Source organism: Synechococcus sp. Nb3U1, from assembly GCF_021533835.1.
Taxonomy (GTDB): domain Bacteria; phylum Cyanobacteriota; class Cyanobacteriia; order Thermostichales; family Thermostichaceae; genus Thermostichus.
Window position 1 is genome coordinate 18,445 of record NZ_JAKFYQ010000004.1, and the last position, 22,329, is coordinate 40,773.

Annotated in this window: 21 protein-coding genes; 17 read left to right on the top strand and 4 right to left on the bottom strand. The window is 56.3% G+C overall.

All coding sequences use genetic code 11. The features are described from left to right. Positions 1 to 186: 186 nt before the first annotated feature. A complete protein-coding gene (gpmI, locus tag L1047_RS16140) occupies positions 187 to 1,776 on the top strand; it encodes a 2,3-bisphosphoglycerate-independent phosphoglycerate mutase (RefSeq protein ID WP_235280122.1) in 1,590 nt (529 codons plus the stop codon). A 1-nt stretch (position 1,777) separates the two neighbouring features. Here the strand turns inward: gpmI and L1047_RS16145 are convergent, their stop codons facing one another. Continuing rightward, the gene (locus L1047_RS16145; RefSeq protein WP_235280123.1) at positions 1,778 to 2,110 is read right to left on the bottom strand and encodes a DUF7734 family protein; all 333 of its coding nucleotides are present in this window, start codon (positions 2,108 to 2,110) and stop codon (positions 1,778 to 1,780) included. Further along, positions 2,107 to 2,706: a DUF3177 family protein gene (locus L1047_RS16150; protein WP_235280124.1), complete on the bottom strand. Its 600-nt coding sequence runs from the start codon at positions 2,704 to 2,706 to the stop codon at positions 2,107 to 2,109. The genes L1047_RS16145 and L1047_RS16150 overlap by 4 nt, the downstream gene beginning before the upstream one ends. A gap of 484 nt (positions 2,707 to 3,190) precedes the next feature. Here L1047_RS16150 and L1047_RS16155 point away from each other — a divergent pair, with 484 nt between their 5' ends. The 8 genes from L1047_RS16155 (at position 3,191) to L1047_RS16190 (ending at position 9,112) form a co-directional block, all read left to right on the top strand. Continuing rightward, positions 3,191 to 3,571 carry a hypothetical protein gene (locus L1047_RS16155; RefSeq protein WP_235280125.1) on the top strand — a complete coding sequence of 127 codons (381 nt, stop codon included), beginning with the start codon at positions 3,191 to 3,193 and terminating at the stop codon, positions 3,569 to 3,571. A 5-nt stretch (positions 3,572 to 3,576) separates the two neighbouring features. Next, the gene (gene atpB / locus L1047_RS16160; RefSeq protein WP_235280126.1) at positions 3,577 to 4,323 is read left to right on the top strand and encodes a F0F1 ATP synthase subunit A; all 747 of its coding nucleotides are present in this window, start codon (positions 3,577 to 3,579) and stop codon (positions 4,321 to 4,323) included. Between the two features lie 184 nt (positions 4,324 to 4,507). Then, positions 4,508 to 4,753, top strand: coding sequence for an ATP synthase F0 subunit C (gene atpE / locus L1047_RS16165; protein WP_235280127.1), 246 nt, complete (start codon positions 4,508 to 4,510; stop codon positions 4,751 to 4,753). A 105-nt stretch (positions 4,754 to 4,858) separates the two neighbouring features. Further along, positions 4,859 to 5,332, top strand: a complete 474-nt coding sequence (locus L1047_RS16170; RefSeq protein WP_235280128.1) for a F0F1 ATP synthase subunit B' — start codon at positions 4,859 to 4,861, stop codon at positions 5,330 to 5,332. Between the two features lie 41 nt (positions 5,333 to 5,373). Further along, positions 5,374 to 5,940: a F0F1 ATP synthase subunit B gene (locus L1047_RS16175; RefSeq protein ID WP_235280129.1), complete on the top strand. Its 567-nt coding sequence runs from the start codon at positions 5,374 to 5,376 to the stop codon at positions 5,938 to 5,940. 20 nt (positions 5,941 to 5,960) lie between these two features. After that, positions 5,961 to 6,509 carry an ATP synthase F1 subunit delta gene (gene atpH, locus L1047_RS16180; RefSeq protein ID WP_235280130.1) on the top strand — a complete coding sequence of 183 codons (549 nt, stop codon included), beginning with the start codon at positions 5,961 to 5,963 and terminating at the stop codon, positions 6,507 to 6,509. A gap of 52 nt (positions 6,510 to 6,561) precedes the next feature. Further along, the gene (gene atpA, locus L1047_RS16185; protein ID WP_235280131.1) at positions 6,562 to 8,082 is read left to right on the top strand and encodes a F0F1 ATP synthase subunit alpha; all 1,521 of its coding nucleotides are present in this window, start codon (positions 6,562 to 6,564) and stop codon (positions 8,080 to 8,082) included. An 85-nt stretch (positions 8,083 to 8,167) separates the two neighbouring features. Then, positions 8,168 to 9,112 (top strand): F0F1 ATP synthase subunit gamma, encoded by a 945-nt coding sequence (locus L1047_RS16190; RefSeq protein WP_235280132.1) that lies wholly within the window; start codon positions 8,168 to 8,170, stop codon positions 9,110 to 9,112. Positions 9,113 to 9,674: 562 nt separating this feature from the next. Here L1047_RS16190 and L1047_RS16195 read toward each other — a convergent pair. Then, complete coding sequence (locus L1047_RS16195) at positions 9,675 to 11,249, bottom strand: iron uptake porin (protein WP_235280133.1); 1,575 nt, start codon at positions 11,247 to 11,249, stop codon at positions 9,675 to 9,677. Between the two features lie 455 nt (positions 11,250 to 11,704). On the opposite strand from L1047_RS16195, the gene acsF reads away from it, so the two are divergent. From acsF to chrA, 8 genes are all read left to right on the top strand, one after another. Then, on the top strand, positions 11,705 to 12,799 hold the full coding sequence (gene acsF, locus L1047_RS16200; protein ID WP_235280134.1) for a magnesium-protoporphyrin IX monomethyl ester (oxidative) cyclase: 1,095 nt from the start codon (positions 11,705 to 11,707) through the stop codon (positions 12,797 to 12,799). Between the two features lie 35 nt (positions 12,800 to 12,834). Further along, positions 12,835 to 14,328: a site-2 protease family protein gene (locus L1047_RS16205; RefSeq protein WP_235280135.1), complete on the top strand. Its 1,494-nt coding sequence runs from the start codon at positions 12,835 to 12,837 to the stop codon at positions 14,326 to 14,328. Between the two features lie 52 nt (positions 14,329 to 14,380). Then, complete coding sequence (locus L1047_RS16210; protein ID WP_235280136.1) at positions 14,381 to 14,608, top strand: hypothetical protein; 228 nt, start codon at positions 14,381 to 14,383, stop codon at positions 14,606 to 14,608. Then, the gene (locus L1047_RS16215) at positions 14,598 to 16,565 is read left to right on the top strand and encodes an O-linked N-acetylglucosamine transferase, SPINDLY family protein (RefSeq protein WP_235280137.1); all 1,968 of its coding nucleotides are present in this window, start codon (positions 14,598 to 14,600) and stop codon (positions 16,563 to 16,565) included. Before L1047_RS16210 ends, L1047_RS16215 begins: the two co-directional genes overlap by 11 nt. A gap of 307 nt (positions 16,566 to 16,872) precedes the next feature. Continuing rightward, complete coding sequence (locus L1047_RS16220; protein ID WP_235280138.1) at positions 16,873 to 18,162, top strand: ABC transporter substrate-binding protein; 1,290 nt, start codon at positions 16,873 to 16,875, stop codon at positions 18,160 to 18,162. A gap of 60 nt (positions 18,163 to 18,222) precedes the next feature. Beyond that, a complete protein-coding gene (locus tag L1047_RS16225; RefSeq protein ID WP_235280139.1) occupies positions 18,223 to 19,317 on the top strand; it encodes a carbohydrate ABC transporter permease in 1,095 nt (364 codons plus the stop codon). Between the two features lie 64 nt (positions 19,318 to 19,381). After that, positions 19,382 to 20,272: a carbohydrate ABC transporter permease gene (locus L1047_RS16230; RefSeq protein WP_235280140.1), complete on the top strand. Its 891-nt coding sequence runs from the start codon at positions 19,382 to 19,384 to the stop codon at positions 20,270 to 20,272. Positions 20,273 to 20,377: 105 nt separating this feature from the next. Beyond that, the gene (gene chrA, locus L1047_RS16235) at positions 20,378 to 21,646 is read left to right on the top strand and encodes a chromate efflux transporter (protein WP_235280141.1); all 1,269 of its coding nucleotides are present in this window, start codon (positions 20,378 to 20,380) and stop codon (positions 21,644 to 21,646) included. A 45-nt stretch (positions 21,647 to 21,691) separates the two neighbouring features. Here the strand turns inward: chrA and L1047_RS16240 are convergent, their stop codons facing one another. After that, positions 21,692 to 22,318 (bottom strand): hypothetical protein, encoded by a 627-nt coding sequence (locus tag L1047_RS16240; protein WP_235280142.1) that lies wholly within the window; start codon positions 22,316 to 22,318, stop codon positions 21,692 to 21,694. Between the last annotated feature and the right edge of the window lie 11 nt (positions 22,319 to 22,329).

The following is a 22,329-nucleotide window of genomic DNA, read 5'->3' on the forward strand; positions in this document are numbered from 1 at the left end:
TTCAGTAGAAATACCCTTGACCCAGGGATGCGGGGCCATTTCCGGCCAGAACAAATCCTCATCAAAGTCAGCACAATTGGTGCTTTTTCCCTCAAAAGAGGGCTGAAATCTTGAGCGCAAATAGAGGATCCGGTATCGTGTTGCCGAGGCTGGTATCATGTGTTGAATAAAATGAGAGGCCATTTCATGGACGCGCAATCGGTGGCACCTGTGGTTTTGGTGATCCTGGATGGCTGGGGTCACCGGGATACCCTCGATGGCAATGCGGTATTGGGCGCCGAAACCCCCGTCCTGGACAGCCTCTGGGCTGCCTATCCCCACACCCTTCTGGAAGCCTCTGGACGAGCGGTAGGTCTGCCCGCTGGTCAAATGGGCAACTCCGAAGTCGGGCACCTCACCCTGGGGGCCGGTCGGGTAGTGCCTCAAGAACTGGTGCGCATCAGTGATGCGGTGGAAACAGGATCCCTATTTCAAGAGCCGCTGCTGGTGGATCTCTGCCGCACCCTTAAGGAACGGGGTGGCCGCCTGCACCTGTTGGGACTGTGTTCCAAGGGGGGAGTCCACTCCCATATTGACCACCTCTACGGTCTGCTCAAACTGGCGGCACAAGCACAGGTTCCCGCCTATATCCACGCCATCACCGATGGCCGCGATACCTTGCCGCGCGAAGGTGCCACGGTTTTGGCCGCCCTGCAAAAGGAGTTGGATCTGTTGGGCAACGGCGTCATCGCCACCCTGAGCGGCCGTTACTATGCCATGGATCGGGATCGCCGCTGGGATCGGATACAAAAAGCCTACGAAGTGATGACTGAAGATGGCCCCGGCCAGAGTCGCAGTGCTGCCGAGGTGACCCAAGAGTTTTATAACCAAGACCTGACGGATGAGTTCATCCCCCCCACCCGCCTCGCTCCCGGGGCTGTTCAAGCTGGGGATGCCGTGATCTTCTTTAATTTCCGCCCCGACCGTGCTCGCCAGCTCACCCAAGCCTTTGTCTGCCCCGATTTTTCCGGCTTTGAGCGCCCGTTGCTGCCCAACTTGACTTTCATCACCATGACCCAGTACGAAGCGGATTTGCCGGTGGAGGTACTGTTTAAACCCCAGAATCTGGATCATCTGCTCGGCCAAGTGGTGAGCGAGGCAAATCTGAAGCAGTTGCGCATTGCTGAAACCGAGAAGTACGCCCATGTCACCTATTTCTTCAATGGCGGTATCGAGCAGCCTTTCCCCGGCGAAGATCGTATTTTGGTGCAAAGCCCGATGGTCACTACCTACGACCAAGCGCCGGAAATGTCGGCAGTGGAAGTCACCGAGAAAGTCGTCGAAGCTATCGCCCGCCGTGAATACAGCCTGGTGATCCTTAACTATGCCAACACAGACATGGTCGGTCATACCGGCAACTATGAAGCGACGGTGCGGGCCCTAGAAACGGTGGATCAGTGTATCGGCAGGCTGCTGGCAGCCGTGGTGGATGTGGGCGGCACAACCCTGATCTTGGCGGATCACGGCAATGCTGAGGTGATGTGGGATGAAGACCACAACCCCTGGACAGCCCACACCACCAACCCCGTTCCCTGTATTTTGGTGGAAGGGGAAGGCCGGAAGATCCCCGGCTATGGTACAGATGTGAAGTTACGCTCCGACGGCAGCCTGGCGGATGTAGCTCCCACCCTCTTGCAAATTCTCGGCTTACCCCAGCCTCAAGAGATGACGGGCCGATCCCTGTTGCAGCCAGCAGAATACTCCGTGCAGCGACGTCCGACTCCGGTGGTGCGCTAGGTTATCCCTCTAGCTTGGGATCCTCAACCACGGGGATCCCAGCTTCCGCAAGCCATGCCTGCAGATCTGACCACTGCCTGTAGGTGGCCAGGATTTTCGATTGGTTGGGATGGTAGGGGGCAGTCAGCCGCTCCAGTTGCACAAACCGGGCTGTGGGGGAAATGACTGCCTCATCAGGATTATGGGGAGTGAACCGCATGAGGGAGCTGCTGAAGCCCCGATAAATCAACACCAAGTCGGATCCCTCCTCCCCCTCTAGCTGCACCCGCAATACTTCCTGGGGGTGCTTTTGGCTGTAGCGTTCTAGGACCAGGGGCCAAGGCAAAGCTGTCATTCCTCCGCTCCTGTGGAGATAGAGTTCAGCGGGCCGCCGGGTCGCAACCGCCACACAAAGTAAACGCTATAGAGCAGATAGGCCACCAAGCCAAAGGCCCCCACACCCCCCAACAGCTCCACCGGCACATTCGGGTGAAAGATCTCTCGAAACCCCAGGGGCGGCGCCAACCAAGCTCGACAAGCCTCCGACAGGGATCCGCGAAAAGCACAGGGCACAAACGCCCCTGAAAAGAGGATCCCCACTCCCATATACCCAGTTAAGCTCCAACGCCAAAGCAGAAAAACCCGCGCCGCCCACGTCCTGGACTGCTGCAGGGCCGCACTCCAATCGGCCCAAAACCAAACACAGACCAAGATCAGCAGTCGCGCCATCGCTCCCGTCAAAAAACTCACCGGCAGGCCAGCGATCATCAAATATACTGTCACCGCCAACAGGCTAGACACCCGCCAGTAGACAATTAACAGCTGGATCAAGGGGCGTAACCCCACCCCAAAAGCCCAAACCAACAGGCTCAGGGGCAGCACCACCGTTAGAGCCACCGCCAAACTGTAGTCCAGCCAAATGGCATCTACCAGCCAGCCCTGTGGGATCATCCTCTCCCCCCGCCACGCCTGTTCCCAACAGTATAAAAGCGACGGAATCACGAAATATTACAATTTCGCTGAGTAGCACAGATAAAACTTTGCACGACGTGACCCTCAGAAAGTTTTCCGATTTCTGCCGTTGCCGATCCGCGAAAGTGGTAGATTCTTAGAGGAACATCCGGGTGTATCAGGGGGCTAGTTGCTCTTCTGGGCGACGAACGGACGTTTCATCCGGCCTCAGCTCAGCCTAATGGAGTTAAGTATTGTTACTTAATCATGTTATGTTGAGTTACGGTCGAGCCCTGAGAGGTATGACCTCATTCTCATGACACGTTCCTCCAGACTCCTCTCCCATAGTTTTAGCCGTTGGAAGGTGACTCAGTGGAAGCCCACACCGTTGCCTCCCCTACCTGAGGTGTCTGTCCGTTTTGAGACTTCTACGGAGTCCGACTCAAAGGCCGCGCTTCAGGGTTCGCCGGAACTGGATTCGAGCATGCCGAAAGCAATGGCTCCCAGCAAGGGGAGCTACGTGCAGCTGCAGTTGTGGCTGATATTGGTGACGTTGGGGGTCAGCCTAGCCATTGCCGTCTGTGTAGCTTTTGTCTACTCCTTTGGGGTGGCAGCCAACTACCTGCTCGGTGCGTTGGTGGGTTTGGTTTACCTGCGGATGCTGAGCCGAGGTGTAGCGGAGCTGGGCAAAAGCCGCAACCGTTTGGGAGTAACTCGTCTAGCTCTGTTTGTGGGGCTAATCGTCTTGGCCACTCAGGTGGAATCTCTGCAAGTTCTGCCCATTTTCCTGGGCTTTATCACCTACAAAGTCACCTTATTGATCCATATTGTTCAAACCTTGACACGTTCATCCTCTTCTGCGTGATATCCATGAACCTGTCCTTCTTCTCTCACCCTTTCCTGGCAGAACTGGAGGTTGGCCATCACCTCTACTGGCACCTCGGCAAATTCACGGTTCACGGGCAGGTTTTGATCGCCAGCTGGATCGCCATCGCCCTGATCCTGACGGTGGTGGTGCTGGGCACTCGCCAACTGCAGCGGGAGCCCAGCGGCCTGCAAAACTTCGTCGAATACGCCCTGGAATTTGTGCAAGGCATTGCCCGTGCCCAGATTGGCGAGAAAAACTTCCGCCCTTGGGTACCCTACATCGGCACCTTGTTCCTGTTCATTTTTGTCTCCAATTGGATGGGCAATCTCTTCCCCTGGAAGTTGATCGAGCTACCGGAAGGGGAACTGGCCTCCCCCACCAACGACATCAATACCACCGCCGGATTGGCCCTGCTCACCAGCGTCATGTATTTCGTGGCGGGCATTAGCAAGCGGGGCCTGTCTTATTTCAAAAAGTACATCGAGCCGACGCCGATCTTGCTGCCGATCAACGTCCTGGAAGACTTCACCAAGCCCCTCTCCCTCAGCTTCCGACTGTTTGGCAATATTTTGGCGGAAGAATTGGTGATCGCGGTGTTGGTCTTGCTGGTGCCTTTGTTTATCCCGGTGCCGGTGATGATTTTGTTCCTGTTCACGGGGGCAATTCAAGCTTTGATCTTCTCGACCCTCTCGGCTGCCTATATCGGGGAGGCATTAGAAGGTCATGGGGGCGGGGAACACCACGACTGATCCACCACTTGGGTTGTCGCTAGGGATCCCTTCTCTGGTAAGGTTTGTTGGGGCTGACAGGTTTATTCTGAAGGCCGCTGACAAGGAAGTGATTTGAGGCTGATGTATCGTTTCAGGCCAGATCACCTCATCGTTCGAAAAACGCTGTCTCTCGTTTTGTCAACCACTAAGGAGCGTCTGAATTATGGATCCATTAACCTCTGCTGCTTCCGTTCTGGCTGCTGCTCTGGCCATCGGTCTGGGATCCCTGGGCCCTGGGATCGGTCAGGGGAACGCCGCTGCCGCTGCCATGGAAGGGGTAGCCCGTCAGCCGGAAGCCGAAGACAAAATTCGCGGTAACCTACTGGTCAGTCTTGCGTTCATGGAAGCCTTGACCATCTACGGCTTGGTGGTGGCCTTGGTGCTTTTGTTCGCCAACCCCTTTGCCTAACGCTAATGGGGGTAGATGGCCTAGTCCAGGTCTATGTGAGGAATCTACCCCCTGATCTAGCCTGATGTCAGACCCAAAATTGTTCCTGTTGAGGCCGCAACACCGATGCTCTCTCAAACCCTGTTGGCTGCTGAAGTTGCTGAAAAAGGTGGGCTATTCGATTTCGATGCCACCCTGCCTCTGATCGCCATTCAGTTTTTGCTGTTGGTGGCAGTGCTCAACGCTCTGTTTTATGAGCCAGTCACCCGCACCATGGACGGTCGTAGCGACTACATCCGCACCACCCAAGCGGAAGCGCAAGAACGTTTGGATAAAGTGGTGACCCTGACTCGCCAGTACGAGGCTGAGATCAGTCAAGCTCGCCTCAAAGCCCAGCAGCTAATTGCCGAAGCCGAAGCGGCGGCAGCACGGATCCGATCTGAAAAATTGGCGGCCGTTCAGGCAGAGCTGCAAGAAAAGCTGGAGACTGCCCGAATCCGGGTGGAGGAAGAGAAACAAGCAGCCCTGAGCCAACTGCAACAACAGGTGGATGCCATCGCTGCCCAGATTACCCAGAAGCTACTGGGTAGCGCCCGCTAATCCTGATTTGGAAAGTGCGTTGAATGCCTTTGGAGTAGAGCATGATACCCAGCCTGATGCCCAGTTGGATCCTTGCCGTCACTGAGCCGGTGGCCGAGACCATGGAAATTCTTGAAGACTCCGAAGAGGGGGATCTGTTCGCCAAGGTTCTCGATAGCAACCTGGTCAACATTGCCATTATTCTCACCCTGCTCTTCATCCTGGGTCGCAAGGTGGTGGGTGAAGCCCTGGCCAAACGGCGGGAGAGCATCTTAGAAGAATTGCAACAAGCGGAGCAACGAAAGCAGGAAGCGATCGAGAGGCTGGCGGATCAGCAGCAAAAGCTGGCCCAAGCCCAGCAGGAGGCCGAGCGCATTCGTCAGCAGGCGGAAGCCAATGCCGAAGCCCGTCGCCGAGAATTACTAGAGCAGGCGGATCGGGAAATTGAACGGCTGTGGGCCACTGCCGAAAAAGATGTGTCTACTGAGCAGGAGCGGGTCTTAAAGGAGTTGCGCCTGCAAATCGTGCGCCAGGCTCTGAGCAAGGTAGAGGAAGAGTTGCCACAACACCTCAGCGATCAGGTGCAGCAGAGGTTGATCGACCAAGGGATCCAGATGATCGCCCGCTAGATGAGGAGAAAGGGGAAACTATGACCAGCAGTGCAATTACCGAACAGGTGGTGGATCCCTATGCCGAGGCTCTTATTTCTCTGGGTTCTGGCCAGGGAATATTGGATACCTTTGCTGCCGACATTCGCTTCATCGCCGCTGTCCTCCAGTCCTCACCGGAGCTAGGAGAGTTTTTGGCCAACCCTGTGATCAAGACCGAGTCGAAAAAGGACTTGTTGCAGCAGGTGTTTGCGGAGCAGATTCACCCTCTGCTGTTAAATACCCTCAAGCTACTGGCTGACCGTCGCCGCATCATGTTTTTGGGGGCAGTCTGTCGGCGCTTTTTGGATCTGCAACGGAAGCTGCAGAACATCGCTTTGGCTCAAGTGACCACGGCTGTGGCTCTGACGGAAGCCCAGCAACAGTCCATCCGTGAGCGGGTGATGGACTTCACCCAGGCTAGCAGTGTGGAGTTGCAAACCACCGAAGACCCGGCCCTAATTGGTGGAGTGATCATCAAGGTTGGATCCCAGGTGATCGACCTGAGTTTGCGCGGCCAGTTACGGCGTCTCACTCTACAGTTGACCTAAGTTTGCCTTTGTTTCTTTGGATCCCTTCCCGAATTACTTTTAGAGGACTGCTATGGCTACCATTCGCCCTGACGAGATCAGCACCATCATCAAGCAGCAGATTGAGCAGTACAACCAGGAGCTGCAAGTCTCCAACGTTGGGACTGTCCTGCAGGTCGGTGATGGCATTGCCCGCATCTACGGCCTGGATAAGGTGATGGCCAGTGAACTGCTGGAGTTTGAAGATGGTACCACCGGCATTGCCCTCAACCTGGAAGAAGACAACATTGGCGCGGTGTTGATCGGCTCGGGGCGCAACATTCAGGAGGGATCCACCGTCAAATCCACCGGCAAAATTGCTAGTATTCCCGTCGGGGAAGCGCTCCTAGGCCGCGTCGTGGATCCCCTCTGCAACCCCATCGATGGCAAGGGCCCCATCAACTGTAGCGATTCTCGCTTGATCGAATCTCCTGCCCCGGGTATCATCGATCGACGCTCCGTGTACGAGCCTCTGCAAACCGGTATCACCGCCATCGATGCCCTCATCCCCATCGGTCGCGGCCAGCGGGAGCTGATTATCGGCGACCGCCAAACCGGCAAAACCACCGTTGCTGTGGACACGATCCTGAACCAGAAAGGGCAGGATGTGATTTGCATCTACGTCGCCATTGGCCAAAAACAGAGCACCGTTGCCCAAGTGGTGGGAACCCTGGCCGAGCGGGGTGCCCTCGAATACAGCATTGTGGTGGCCGCTGGTGCCGATAGCCCTGCCCCACTGCAGTGGCTAGCTCCCTATTGTGGAGCTACCATCGCCGAGCACTTCATGTACCAGGGCAAGCACACCTTGGTGGTCTACGATGACCTCTCCAAGCAGGCGGTGGCCTATCGGCAAATGTCGTTGCTGCTGCGTCGCCCACCCGGTCGGGAAGCCTATCCGGGCGATGTGTTTTATCTGCACTCCCGGTTATTAGAGCGGGCCGCCAAGCTGAGTACCGAACTGGGCGAGGGATCCATGACCGCCCTACCGATTGTGGAAACCCAGGCCAACGACGTGTCTGCTTACATTCCCACCAATGTCATCTCCATCACCGATGGGCAGATCTTCCTGGAGTCCGACCTGTTCAACGCCGGGATCCGCCCTGCTATTAACGTGGGGATTTCCGTCAGCCGTGTCGGCTCTGCCGCCCAAACCAAAGCGATGAAAAAGGTGGCCGGCTCCATCAAGGTGGAGTTAGCCCAGTTCCGCGATTTGGAAGCTTTTGCCCAGTTTGCCTCTGACCTAGACGAAGCAACCCAAAAGCAACTAGCCCGTGGCCAACGCCTGCAGGAGGTGCTGAAGCAGCCACAATACTCTCCCCTGTCGGTGGATCAACAGGTGGCGGTGATCTACTCCGGTACCCGAGGCTACCTGGATGACATTCCGGTGGACAAAGTGGCCAGCTTTAAGCAAGGTCTACTCACCTACCTGAACAGCACCCATGCCAAGTTCGGCGAGATCGTCCGCTCCACCAAACAACTGACGGAAGAAGCAGAAGAGATCCTCAAAACCGCCATCACCGAGTTCAAGCAAAGCTTCTCGGCAAAAACCGCCTGAGGTCACTCGCCCATTATCGGGGATCCCCTAGGGGATTGATCCCAGAGGATCCCCACCAGACTCACCACAGCACAGGGGATAGGTCATGGCAAACCTGAAGGGTATCCGCGATCGGATCAAGTCAGTCAAAAACACCCGCAAGATCACCGAGGCAATGCGTTTGGTGGCGGCAGCTCGGGTACGGCGCGCCCAGGAACAAGTGAATGCCACCCGTCCCTTTGCGGATCGCTTGGCACAAGTGTTTTATCGGCTGCAAACCCGTCTGCGGCTAGAAGATGTCAACCTGCCCCTACTCCAACAGCGCCCGATCCAAACAGTGGGCCTGCTGGTGGTGTCCGGGGATCGGGGCCTGTGTGGGGCCTACAATTCCAACATCATCAAACGCACCGAAGAGCGTATCCGGGAAGTCCAGGAGGCGGGTGGCCAAGTGGAACTTTACCTGATCGGGCGCAAAGCAGTGCAGTATTTTCAGCGGCGCTCTGCCCCGATAGCCAAAACCTATATGAACTTGTCTCAGATCCCTTCTGCAGCTGAAGCAGCACAAATTGGGGATCAGTTGCTCTCCGCTTTCCTTTCTGAAAAAGTGGATAAGGTGGAGCTGATTTACACCCGCTTTGTCTCCTTGATTAGTTCTCGCCCTGTGGTGCAATCCATTTTGCCCTTGGATCCCTCGCGGTTGGCCACTCAGGACGACGAAATTTTCAACCTGTTGGTGCGCGGTGGAGAATTTACCGTCGAACGCAGCAAAGTCATCGCAACGGTTTCTGCCCCCCCCCAAGACATGATTTTTGAGCAGGATCCGGTACAGATTTTGGATGCCCTGTTGCCCCTTTATTTGAATAACCAATTACTGCGGGCCTTACAAGAATCAGCTGCCAGTGAGTTGGCAGCCCGCATGACTGCCATGAACAACGCTAGCGACAATGCCAGCGAGTTAATCCGCTCTTTAGGTCTCTCCTACAACAAAGCCCGTCAAGCAGCCATTACTCAAGAGATTTTAGAGGTAGTAGCGGGAGCGCAAGCCCTATAGACATTCGGTAGGTAGACACCAGATATTTTCTCAGAGGTGCGAAGTTCCGTAGCCCAGTCTGGAAAGATTAGATCTAGCTTTAACGGCTGGAATACCCTGAAGACAAATAAGCTCATTTCCTCCCCGGCCCGACACGAAGGTAGTAACTGAAGAACATAAGGATTGCCCAACTAATACTTGCAAGCATCCCCTCGAAAGTTGGAAATGCTCTGATTTTCCAACTTGACAAGGAGCCTCGTGATCCAAAGCCTGCGTCACCTTAGGTAGAGTTACATTCTAGTCAGGCAAACGGTGGTGCTCCACCCTTGCATAGCAAGACTGACTTGGAGGACTCGTTGTAGTCAATACAGCCTTTTCCGATTTCACGCAAGCCCTTGACTAGGCTAAAAACCTTGTGGAGCAAGGGATTGACTTGAATCTGTTATATCAGATAACGCCAGAAAAGGCTGTAAACCGGCGTGCCTTTTAGTCTCTTTGCTCATGGGAACTAGCCTAAAAAAAGGGATCCGTGCCGCTACGGATCCCTCAGTGCAACTATGAACTTGCAGAGAAAGTCAACTCATCAGAAGTTGAACACAGCCCGCAGAGCACCCACGCCAATAGTGGGGTCGTTGTCACCCGGCAGAGCGCCGTTGGGATTGCTTACAAAGTAAGCAGCTGGGGTTAAGGTCAGGTAGTCGTTCACCGGGAAGCTGTAGTACACATCCACGATGAAGGGACGGCTATCCCAAACGCCATCGTTACTGGTGGTTACGATCGGCTGGCCGAAAACCACGCCACCCTGAGCTCCTTCAATGAACAGATCCGGGAAGGCAAAGCCGAACAGGAATCCGTTGAAGTCTTCATCACCAGGATCGATGGTGCCAGCGGGAACCACATTGGGCAGGTTGTAATCCACGTTGCCAGTGGTGAACCAGCCAGACAGAATCACACGAGGGCTAAGCTCCCAGTTGGCAGCCACAGAGAAAGCATTAACGCGAGCAGAGTGAGACACATTGGTCACGCTCAGAGGCCCACGGAAGAGGGTGGTGCCGTTGGCCAAGAAACCAGGGTCACCGTCCTGCACATAGGTGCTAGCAAACTGCAGGTACAGCTCCAAAGTGTCAGTCGGCAAGAACCCCAATTCAACCGCATGAGCACTATTGCCACCCGTCAGACCCGAGTCACCAAAGCCTTTACCCAGAGACTGACCGCCAGTAGTGCTGTAGCTATAGGCCAAGCGAAACTGATCGCCAGGGCGGAAACGGAAGCCAAACATGGTTCCGCCGGGCACGTCAGCGGTGGAGTTGGGAGCATCGGCGAAGTCAGACAGGGCATCGAAAGGAGTGCCATAGTTGAAGACATCGAACACACCCGAACCAGAGATGCCCGCATAAATGGTAGCAGCGTTATTGAAAGCCGGGAACTGATAGATCAACTTGGCTAGGGTGAATGTGCCACCACCACCACCGCCGAAACCAGGGCCGGGATCGCCATCAAAGAACTCGGTCACGGCGTTACGAGCTTGCAAACGAATCCGCAAGCGATCCCGACCGGTGAAAGAAGCATCGAAGTTCAAGCGCACCCGGTAGGGTAGGGTCATGTTGGCTTGGTCTTGCTCAGCAACCGTTGTGCCATTCACAATGCGATCATCGGTAAGGGCACTACCGTAAATGGCAGTGATCACCTGAGCATTCAACTTTGTGACGGGGTTGAAGACTTTCCCCTTCAAGTTGGTGACATCAGCTTCTAGGGCATCGACACGACCGCGCAGGGCAGCCAATTCAGCGGCAAATTCCTCTTGCAGGCGCTGCAGGGTAGCCAAGTCTTCCCGAGACACTTTGTCAGCCAAGCCAGCAGCGATCAACTCGTTGATGCGATCCAAACAAGCATTCATACCAGCGGCAAACTCAAAGCGGGTCATGGCCCGGTTGCCACGGTAGGTGCGATCAGGGTAACCAGCAATACAGCCATAGCGCTCCACCAAAGATTGCAGAGCTTGGAATGCCCAGTCGGTCGGCTGTACATCAGAAAGCTCAGAAATAGCGGTGACCGGCCCAGAAGCTTGGGCATAGGCCATTCCAGGAGTCAAGACTGCCGCTGCACCCAGGGTGCCAGCCAGCAGAGTCTTCCAGTAGTTCGCGTGTTTCGCGGGCATGTTTCTCTCCTTGTTCTTTTCCTCACACCTGTTTGGCTGTAGCGATGCCTTCTAAAAGTAACAAACTGCCTAACTCAAGAATGAGCCTGACAATTGCGGACTCTGGAAAAACATGATACAGCCATAATCCATATCGTCTACCACTTTACACAGTTTTTGCGCGAGACTCAATGCGAGACCCAGCGGCGGTAGATGATCCAGGCCCAATATCCATTACTCTACCTCAGGGATCCAGCTCTGGCTAGCAGGTGTACCCCCTGTGAAGCTGCAAATGGCACCGATTGGCACTCCAGAGGTGGGATCTAGCAGGCTGTGGCTGCGGGATCCCTCAGTTAGGATCATCCTGGTGCCAGACCCAGTAACACCCCCGGTAACACTTCTTATCCCTCCGCTGGCAGAAGGGGCTGATAAACTGCGGGAGTATACTTGGCCTTTTTCACAAGCTCTGAATCACTATGAGTCCTAGCCTGCAAGCCACTCAAACTCAGGCGCGAGTGCCTACTGAAACGATCCTGACGCCGCGCTTCTACACCACCGACTTCGAGGCCATCGGCAAGATGGGGTTGGGGGATCGAGAGGCGGACTTTCACGCCATGTTGGAGGAGTTTCGCGCAGATTACAATCGCCATCACTTTGTCCGTGGCGAAGAGTTTGCTCAGGATTGGGAAAGCCAACTGGATCCAGAGTCGCGGCAGTTGTTCGTGGAGTTTCTGGAGCGTTCCTGTACAGCAGAGTTCTCTGGCTTTCTCCTCTACAAGGAGCTGTCTCGCAAGCTGAAGGAAACCAACCCCACCTTGGCCGAGTGCTTCGCGTTGATGAGCCGCGACGAGGCCCGCCATGCTGGCTTCCTGAACCGGGCCATGGGAGACTTCAACCTGGCGCTGGATCTGAGTTTCCTGACCAAAAACAAGGCTTACACCTATTTTGCGCCGCGCTTTATTTTCTACGCTACCTATCTCTCGGAGAAGATTGGCTACTGGCGTTACATCCTCATCTACCGTCACCTGGAAGCCCACCCCGAAGACCGTGTTTACCCGATCTTCAACTTCTTTAAGAACTGGTGCCAGGACGAGAACCGCCACGGCGACTTCTTTATGCTGATGCTCTCTAGCCAGCCGAAGCTCCTTAAGGGGTGGATCGCCAAGCTTTGGTGCCGTTTCTTTTTGCTGTCGGTGTTTGCCACTATGTACCTGAACGATGTCGGGGAGCGCCCCGATTTCTACCGTCTGATTGGCTTGGATCCGCACACTTATGATGTCGAGGTGATCTACAAGACCAATCGCGAAGCGGCCAAGGTATTTCCGGTGGTGTTGGATGTGGAAAACCCTGAATTCATCGAGCGGTTGCAGCGGTGTGTAGCCAACAATGCCAAGCTAAGAGAGATTGCCCAAGGTACTGGCCCTTTGAAAGGGCTGCGCAAGTTGCCCCTCTACTTGGCCAATGGCTATCAGTTCTTGCAGCTCTTCTTGCTCAAGACTCGGCCCGCCGGGATCCACCTGTGGGAACAGACTGAACCGGCGGCTCCTCAAGGGGCTACCGTTCCTGCCTGAGCCGCCTTCAACCCTAGCTCAACTGTAGACAGACCATGAACATCGCTACCGAGATTACCCCCCTGTTTTTGTTAGCGACGCTGGCGTTTTTGGGTTGGGGATTTTGGCGAGCGCGCAAGCGGGGATCCGTTGCCCTCTGGGTTTGGCTACAGGGATCCCTGTTGTTGCTGCCATGGGTGGCATTTTTGGGGCTGCTGCTGTTTGGGATCTATCTCAATTTTGCCGGGTTCCTGTTGTTGTTGCTGGTCTTTACGGGGCTCTACATCGCCGTGGGGCGCAAGGCGCGGCAATTGGCAAACCAAGAGTTGCAAGCCCGCCGTGAACAACTGGCCAGTCAAATGGAGGGGCAACCCGACTCCGCAGGATCTGAAGACGCACCGCGAAAGCTCGACACTGCTTCTTCAGAGGCCGTTCCCCACCGTCTTTCTGCCGAGGACTTACAAGCGATTCAGTCGATTTTTGGCATTGATACTTTTTTTGCCACAGAAACTATCCCCTACGGAGAAGGGGCGATCTTTAAGGGCAATCTGCGCCAGGATCCAGAGGTGGTTTTACCCCTGTTGATCGATAAGTTGAAGGAGCGGGTGGGCAATCGCTACCAACTGTTTTTGGTGGAGGATCCCTCGGAAAAACCGGCTGTGGTGGTGCTGCCGGATGAGATCGTCAACTACCGGGCTTCTACAGGAGCCAAGATTCTGGCGGGAGCACTGCTGTTCTTTAGCTTTATCGCCACATTGGAGGTGGGGGCAAATCTGTTTGGCTTCCGCCTGCTGGATGCGCCAGGACGCTGGGTGGAGGCTTTGCCCGTCTCGGTGGGGATCCTCGCGACCTTGCTCGTGCACGAGGCGGGCCATCGTTGGATGGCGGGAAAGTATGGAGTACGCCTCAGCCCTGCTTTTGTCATTCCCAGTTTTGGCATCGGCACGCTGGGATCCCTGAATCGGATTGAGTCGCCGGTACCCAACCGCAAAGCCCTCTTCGATATTGCCTTTGCTGGGCCAGCGGCGGGCGGGTTGCTCTCTCTGCTGGTGTTGTTGATAGGGCTGTTGTTATCCGGTTCGGCGGGCCTGTATGTGCCCACGGATCTGTTCCGCAGCTCGATTCTGGTGGGAACCCTGGCGCGCTTGGTGTTGGGGGGCGAGTTTCAATCAGAGGTGATCGCCATTCACCCGCTGGTGGCGGTGGGGTGGATTGGCCTTGGGATCACGGCTTTGAGCCTGTTGCCTACCGGTCAGTTGGATGGCGGACGGATCATGCAGGCGGTGTATGGACGCAAGACGGCGGCTCGGGCCACGTTCATCACCTTGATCGCGTTGGCAGTGGCGTCCTTTAGCAATGTTTTGGCTTTGTACTGGGCCTTGCTGATCCTGTTTATTGCCCGTGAGCCGGAGCGCCCCCCTCAGGATGAGATCAGCGAAACCGATGGACAACGGGATGCTTTGGCGTTATTAGCCCTGTTTTTGATGGTGATGACCCTGCTACCGATTGCGCCGGCTTTGGCAGGCTTCCTCAATTTCCCCAATGGGTAGGTCGAGGGGGGTAGACAAGTTTCCTCGCGTAGCTCGGGAGGAGATTGGGGAGATGTTGATAAGGGAAGATTGGGGGCAACCCTGCCTTGGCCGCAAGAATGGGATCCAAGAAGGGATCCAACCGGCACTCCTGCAGGGGGTTCAACTTCAACAACGACGAGCAAAGCTGGCCCTGGGTCTGTTGCGCCGTAAGTTCAGATCTTGGGTTCCTGCCCAAGCAACTCAACTGAGCCAGTTGCCGGTTGCTGATTTGAAAGCCTGGCTGCAGCATGTCCACTAAAGGGGGGAAAGGCTTTGGAAAATCACCGGCTCCCAAGGGATCCCCATCTTTTTCCATCGAATCTGTTTTGACACGGGCCGTTAGCCACCATCAGGCGGGGCAACTGCTCCAGGCTATCCCTCTCTACGAGTGGATTTTGGGAAAATCCCCCAACCACCCAGAGGTGCTGCATCTCTTGGGAGTTTGTCGGCAACAACAGGGATCCCTGGATATCGCCATTCAGTTGATCCGTCAAGCGATCGCCCAGCAACCCCAATTCCCCGATGCCCATTTCAATTTGGGGATTGCCCTCAAGCAAGCAGGCCGACTGGCCGAGGCAGAAACCCACTTTCGACAAGCCCTAGAGCAAGGGGGGCCGGATCCAGAAACGCTTTATCAGATCGGGCTGGTATTGCGGCAGCAGGGGCAGTTGGAAGCTGCACGGGATCCCTTGGCACAAGCCCTGAAGTTCCAACCGGAGTTTGCCGATGCCGCCTATACTTTGGCGATCATCTTGCGCGACTGTGGCCAAGAACCCGCAGCTGCCGAGCTGTTTCGCCAACTTTGGGAGCGGGATCCCGCCGATTTGGCCGCTGGGTTGGGGTGGTGCATCAGCCAGTTGCCCCTTCTGTATGAGGAGGAACAGCACATTTGGACGGCACGGGAGCAATACCGCCAAGCCCTCCTGCACGTGAAAGGGACGCTAGAACCGCTGCTGCGGGATCCCCGTCTACTGGAACGGGCTGCCGCCGGGATCGGCTCGGTACAACCGTTTTTTCTGCCCTACCAAGGCCAGAACGACCGCGAGCTGCAACAGATATACGGATCCCTAATTCACACGGTGATGGCGGCCCGTTATCCCCACCCGCCCACCCCCCAGACCCAGCGCCAAGGCCAGCTGCGGGTTGGGATCGTCTCGGGGCTGTTTCGGGATCACTCGGTGTGGAAGATCATCACCCGTGGCTGGGTGGAGGCCTTGGATCGAAACCAGTTCGCCCTTTACGGCTTTCACACCTCAGATATCCAAGACGAGATCACCCAATCTCTACCACAACGCTTCGAGCAGTTCCTGGCCGGATCCCGTAGTTTCGAGGACTGGCAGACTCAGATCCGCTCGGCCCAGCTGGATGTGCTCCTCTACCCCGAAGTGGGAATCGACCCCATGTGTGCTCGTTTGGCCACCCTGCCACTGGCACCCGTTCAAGCCATGGCTTGGGGACATCCCGAAACCTCCGGACTACCGACGATGGATGTTTTCTTAAGCAGCCAGCTGATGGAACCGGAAGATGGGGCCACCCACTACTGCGAACAGAGGATCCCTCTGCCGGGGATCGGCACCTACTATGTGCCCCTGGAAACGCAGCCGGTGGCGGTGAACTGGGAAGCCTGGGGGGTAGAACGCCACAAAATCCTCTACCTCTGCGCTCAGTCCCTATTCAAATACCTGCCCCAATACGACTGGGTGCTTCCCCGCATCGCGGCTGAAGTGAAAGACTGTCAATTTTTATTTTTGCGCGGGCGATTTTCTCAAGGGCTGCGGGAGCGCTTTTGGCAACGGATGCAACGAGTCTTTGAAACCGCTGGACTGCGGGCAGAAGACCATGTGCTGCTGCTGCCGGAATTGGATCCGGGGCAATATGCTGCCTACAACGCCCTCGGCGATATTTACCTGGATAGCATCGGCTGGTCAGGGGGCAACACTACTCTGGAAGCCCTGCCCTACGGCCTACCGGTTGTCACTCTGCCCGGATCCCTGATGCGAGGCCGCCACAGCTACGCCATCCTGCAGCAGATGGGGATCCCGGACACCATCGCCCACAGCCCGGAGGAGTACGTTCACATTGCCGCCCGCCTGGGAACCGATCCAACCTGGCGAGCACAGATTCGCCAACAGGTGCAAGAACGGCAACACCGGGTCTACCGGGATCCCGCCCCGATCCGCGCCCTAGAGCAGTGGTTGCTCAGCCTAGAGCGTTGACATTGCAAACCCCACTAAGGGATTGATTTTGTATCGGAATTCCTGATTTTAATGAAGGATTAATAAGCATCCTCAGAAACATCAAGGCGAGTTCGATAGAATTGTTTTATATTGCCTCAGAATGCTTTTCCAGCAAAGAAAGCGAGCAGTAGCATTTGAGGTTTTGTTCTGTCGGTGTGGGCAATCCTTGTTTTTTTACCCCTTCTCTAGAAGGCATAGTTCTACACCGTCGGCAGGTTGGCGTAACCTATCTGCGGCATGCCGGCCAAACACGATTGCCCCGATTTGCATATAGGAGTCTCTACTGATGAACCCCACCCCTCGGCCCCTATCCCTCAGCCTGAGCTTAGTTCTTGCCACCTCCCTTTTCGCCTGTGCCCCGCAACCTCAGCAACCGGATACCGCAGGGGCAAGACAACGGGTCACCATTTTCGGTGCATTTGTGGAAGAAGATGCCCGGCGTTTTGAAGCCTCGATGCGGCCTTTTGAGGAACAGACTGGCATTCAGGTGGAATACGAAGGCTCCGGCGACTTTGAAACCCTGATCACGGTGCGCATGGAAGGAGGGGATCCCCCGGATATCATCGCCTTTCCGCAGCCGGGTTTGATGGTGGAATATGCCCGTGAAGGCCGCCTAGTGGATCTGGGGGAAGTGTTGGATAGCCAACAACTCAGCCAAGGGTATCGTTCCTTCTGGCTGGATTTGGGCACCGTTGATGACACCCTGGTGGGGGTGTGGTATCGCGCTTCTGTCAAGAGCTTAGTGTGGTACCCGGTGCCGCAGTTTGAGGAAGCAGGCTACGAAATCCCGGAAACTTGGGATGAGCTGCTGGCCTTATCGGATCAAATTGTGGCGGATGGGGGTACCCCCTGGTGTATCGGCATCGAGAGTAGCGGCGCCACTGGTTGGGTAGGCACCGATTGGATTGAAGATATTCTGCTGCGTACCTCTGGCCCAGAAGTTTACGACCAATGGGTGAGCAACGAAATCCCCTTCAACGACCCACGGGTGAAAGAAGCTTTTGAGAAAATGGGCGAGATCTGGCTCAACCCCGACTACGTGTTGGGGGGCACCGTGGGCATTCTCACCACACCCTTTGGGGATGCCGCCAACCCGATGTTTGAGGAGCCGCCCGGTTGCTACCTGCACCGTCAGGCCAGCTTTTTGCCGGTGTTTTTGCCCCCAGAAGTAGAGCCAGGCCGCGATATCGACTTTTTCTATCTGCCGCCGATCAACCCCGAGCATGGTCGCCCCGTGATGGGCGCTGGGGACGTGATGTCGATGGTCAACGACCGCCCGGAAGTACGGCAGGTGATGGAATACCTGACCACAGCAGAAGCAGGACGAGCCTGGGCGGAAGCAGGGGGGTTCCTCTCTCCCCACAATGATGCCGATTTGGATTGGTACCCGGACGATCTCACCCGTGCGCAAGCAGAACTGCTGCGGGATGCCGACACCTTCCGCTTCGATGGCTCCGACATGATGCCAGGGGCGGTTGGGACAGGCACCTTCTGGACAGGGATCGTGGATTACCTCAGCGGGCGGGATTTGGATACGGTGCTGCTAGAGATCCAGCGCAGTTGGCCCCAGGACTAACCCAGCTCATCGTTGACCTCCAGCATCTGGGCTGGATTTGAATTGGGAGATACAGAATACATGCAAGGGGCAAGTACCGCTGAAGAGAGCAGCCTACTGGACAGTCAACCGGCTCGCATCTTGCGACCTATTTTGGGGTTAACCGCCATTTTCGCCGCCTTTGGCTGGAGTACCGGGTTCATGAGGGATCCGAACGCGCCCGCCTGGCAATTGCTGCTGGTGGCTCTGGCGATCGGGGTGCTGGGGGTTTGGACGCTCTTTTTTCTAGCCAACGATTTGGTATCGCGCTTTCCGCGGCTCTGGGCAGAGCGGATCCGGCCCTACATTTTTGTGGGGCCGGGGCTGCTGCTGTTGTTTGCCTATCTAGTTTTCCCCACGGTGCAAACCCTTTACTTAAGTTTTTTGGATGCCCGTTCCCAGCGCTGGGTGGGCTGGCAGAACTACCAATTTGCCTTTACCGACCGCACCATGTTGATCGCCTTTCGCAACAACCTGCTCTGGCTGGTGTTGGTCACCGGGATCAGCGTTTCCTTGGGTTTGCTGATCGCCGTCTTGGTGGATCGGGTGCGTTGGGAGCCACTGGCCAAGTCGCTGATCTTTTTACCGATGGCGATCTCTTTTGTTGGGGCTAGTGTGATTTGGCGCTTTATGTACGCCTTTCAACCGCCGGGGCGACCGCAGATCGGCCTGCTCAATGCCATTTGGACGGGGCTGGGCGGCAACCCGATCGGCTGGCTACAAACGCAACCCCTGAATACCTTTGCCCTGATCGTGATCATGATCTGGCTGCAGACGGGCTTTTGCATGGTGATTTTGTCGGCAGCGGTGAAATCTGTGCCCAGCGAACTCCTGGAGGCAGCCCGCATCGACGGGGCCAACGAGATCGAGATCTTCTTTCAGGTGATCATCCCCTACGTCAGCAAAACAGTGATGACGGTGGCCACTACGGTGGTGATTCTGGTGCTGAAGGTGTTCGATATCGTCTACGTCATGACCAGCGGCCAGTTTGGCACCGAGGTGATCGCCAATCGCATGTACTCGGAGATGTTCCGCTTCCGCCACTTTGGACGGGGCAGTGCCCTGGCGGTAATCCTGTTGATTGCGGTGCTCCCGGTGATGATTGGCAATATTCGCAGTTGGCGACGTGCCCAGTAGCTTTTTTTGCAGCACTTTTCACATCCTTATTTCAGACTCCTTTTCCTTTCAGCCTTTGCCCACCATGACGCCAGCCACTTCAGCTCACCCAGCCCGTTCTTCTGCCCTCCGGCGGGGGTTGCAAGGGATCCCGTTGCGGGCCTTGATTCTGTTCCTGTGCTTTCTGTGGACCTTACCGACGGCGGGCTTGTTGATCAGCTCTTTTCGGCAGCGCAGCGCCATTACAAGCTCCGGTTGGTGGACGGTGTTTGCCCATCCGTTTGAGTTCACCCAATGGACTTTGGACAACTACCAGTTGGTGCTCACCTCCGATGGCATGGGGCGAGCTTTTTTGAACAGCCTGCTGGTGTCGATCCCGGCCACGGTAATCCCGATTACGATCGCGGCTTTTGCAGCCTATGCTTTGGCCTGGATGCAGTTTCCGGGGCGACGCTGGATCTTCGCTGGGATTGTCGCCCTGATGGTGGTACCGCTGCAGATGTCGCTGATCCCGATGCTGCGGATCTATACCCAGATGGGCTTGAATGGCACCTTTTTGGGGATCTGGCTGGCCCATACGGGGTTTGGCTTGCCCTTGGCCATTTATTTGCTCCACAGCTCAATAGCGGGCTTGCCGAAGGAGATCATCGAGTCAGCAGCTGTGGATGGGGCGGGGCATTTCTCCACCTTTAGCCGCTTGGTGGTGCCCCTGTCTTTGCCGGCCATTGCTTCGTTCGCCATTTTTCAGTTTCTCTGGACTTGGAATGACCTGTTGGTGGCGCTGGTGTTTTTGGGCACCCGCCCGGATGTGGCGGTGGTGACGGCGCGCCTCTCGGAATTGGTGGGATCCCGTGGGCAAGACTGGCACATTCTCACGGCGGGCGCTTTTATCACTATGGTGATCCCGTTGTTGGTGTTTTTCTCGCTGCAGCGCTACTTTGTGCGGGGCCTTTTGGCCGGATCGGTGAAGGGTTAGCAGGGGCGTGTGTTCCTGGCGTCTTGAAGGGATCCCGAACCGATGGCAGGATGAGCTGGGTTGTGTTGCCGTTTGCGCCAGTGAGCCGGAGGTCGAGACTTGCCGATGTCTTCTGAGCCTTCCCCCAGTCAGTCCCTTGTGGTTGAGAACGAGCCGCCCGAGGCATTCCCTCCCCTCTCGACCCGCCTCAAGGAGATCGCTGAAGTATTTCTCCGGCTGGGATCCCTGGGTTTCGGTGGCCCACAGGCCCATATCGCCATGCAAAACGACGAGGCGGTGACGCGGCGGGGCTGGATGAGCCAGGAACAATTCACGGAAGGGGTGGGCCTGTGTGAGATGTTGCCGGGGCCGGCTTCTACCCAAATGAGTATTTATGTCGGCTATGTGCGGGCGGGTGGGTTGGGGGCGGTGGTGGCGGGTTTGTGCTTTATCGCCCCGGCCTTTGTGATCGAGGTAATTTTTTCTTGGCTTTACTTTCGCTTTCAGGGCGTACCCCAGCTCCAGGGGGTGTTTTTTGGGGTAGCCCCGGTGGTGATCGCCATTATTCTGGCTTTTTGTTGGAAGCTGGGCCGCAAGGCTATCAAGGATTGGAGCCGGGGGCTGATCGCGGTAGCGGCTTTTGCCCTGCTGCTGTTCGGGGGGGTGAATATCTTGCTGCTGTTTGGGTTGGCGGCCCTGGTGGGGCTACTGCTGTACGGGCCGCGCAGTCCTTTGCCAGGGATCCCCGGTTTACTCCCTTGGCCTGTGACGACGTTGGCCCAGACGGTGGTGGCAACAGTTCCGCCGGAAACCCTCACTCTAAGTAGTTTTTGGGGCCTAGAGCGCATTGGCACCTACTTTTGGCCGATGACGCTGTTTTTCCTGAAGGTGGGCAGTGCCATTTTCGGGGGGGGTCTGGTGATTATCCCCTTCATTGCTGAAGAGGTGGTGGAGCAGCTAGGCTGGCTCACTCCGGCGGAGTTTTTGGATGGGGTGGCGATTGGACAGTTTACCCCTGGCCCCGTGGTGCTGACGGCGGCCTTTATCGGCTACAAGGTGGCGGGGGTGTTGGGGGCCCTGACGGCAACAGTGGCGATTTTTGCCCCTTCTTTTGCGTTTATTCTATTGGCAGCTCCGGTTTTGCTGCGGGTGCGGCGTAATGCTTGGGTGAAGGGATCCCTGCAGGCGATCACCCCAACGGCGCTGGGGGCGATTGCAGCAGCAACGATCCCGTTGGCCCAAAATGCCCTGCTCCAAGAGACAATTGCGGCCTCTTGGGTGGCTGTGCTTGGGGTAGCAGCGTTGGTGGGGTTGATGCGCTTGAAGCTGCCCACTTGGTTGTTGGTGCTGGCGGGAGGCGGATTGGGTTGGCTGGGCAGTGGATGGGTGGGGTAGCCCTTGCGGAGATGAGCGGGAGGGTGGGGAGGAATCCGTGATCGCTCAGAGGACAATGCCGCTGAGAATGCCCATCACCTGTTCTAGGTCTGCCGGGATCCGGTAAAGGTTAAGGTCTTGCACAATGTGATGATCACGCCGTTGGTAGAGACAAAACTGCCAGATATCCCCAGTGGTTACAGCTCCGTAGAGGGTGGGGACTTCTGGGAGCTGCCCCCGCTGCTCCAGCCAGAGATCAAAAGCAATCAACTCCACCGCCAATTGAGTCGCACCCCGGCTGAGATCTGCCCCCTTAGCCTCAATCACGATCATCTGCTGCTCGCCGCGCAAGAGATAGTCGACTTCCCCTTTCAAAAAGCGATTCACCTCAATGCCGTATTCAATGCTCAGTTGTAGGGGTAAGCATTCCAGTAACATGGTCAGAACGGGGCTGATCAACAGTTCCCGCCGTGCCATCTTGCTGGTTAGAGCAGCTTTCGGCAAGTATTGCAACATACTCTGGCGCAGAGCAGTAGCCCCCACCGCCAAAGACTCCGGCCAAGCATAGGGCAAATCCTGCAGATAGCGCCGTTCCAGGGTGACGGAGAGTTCGGCCAAAATATCTGCCGGATCAAAGCGTAGCTCAAAATATTGGGAGAACGTGTAGGAACGCTCTGGATCCAAAATGGGCATTGTCTGGGATC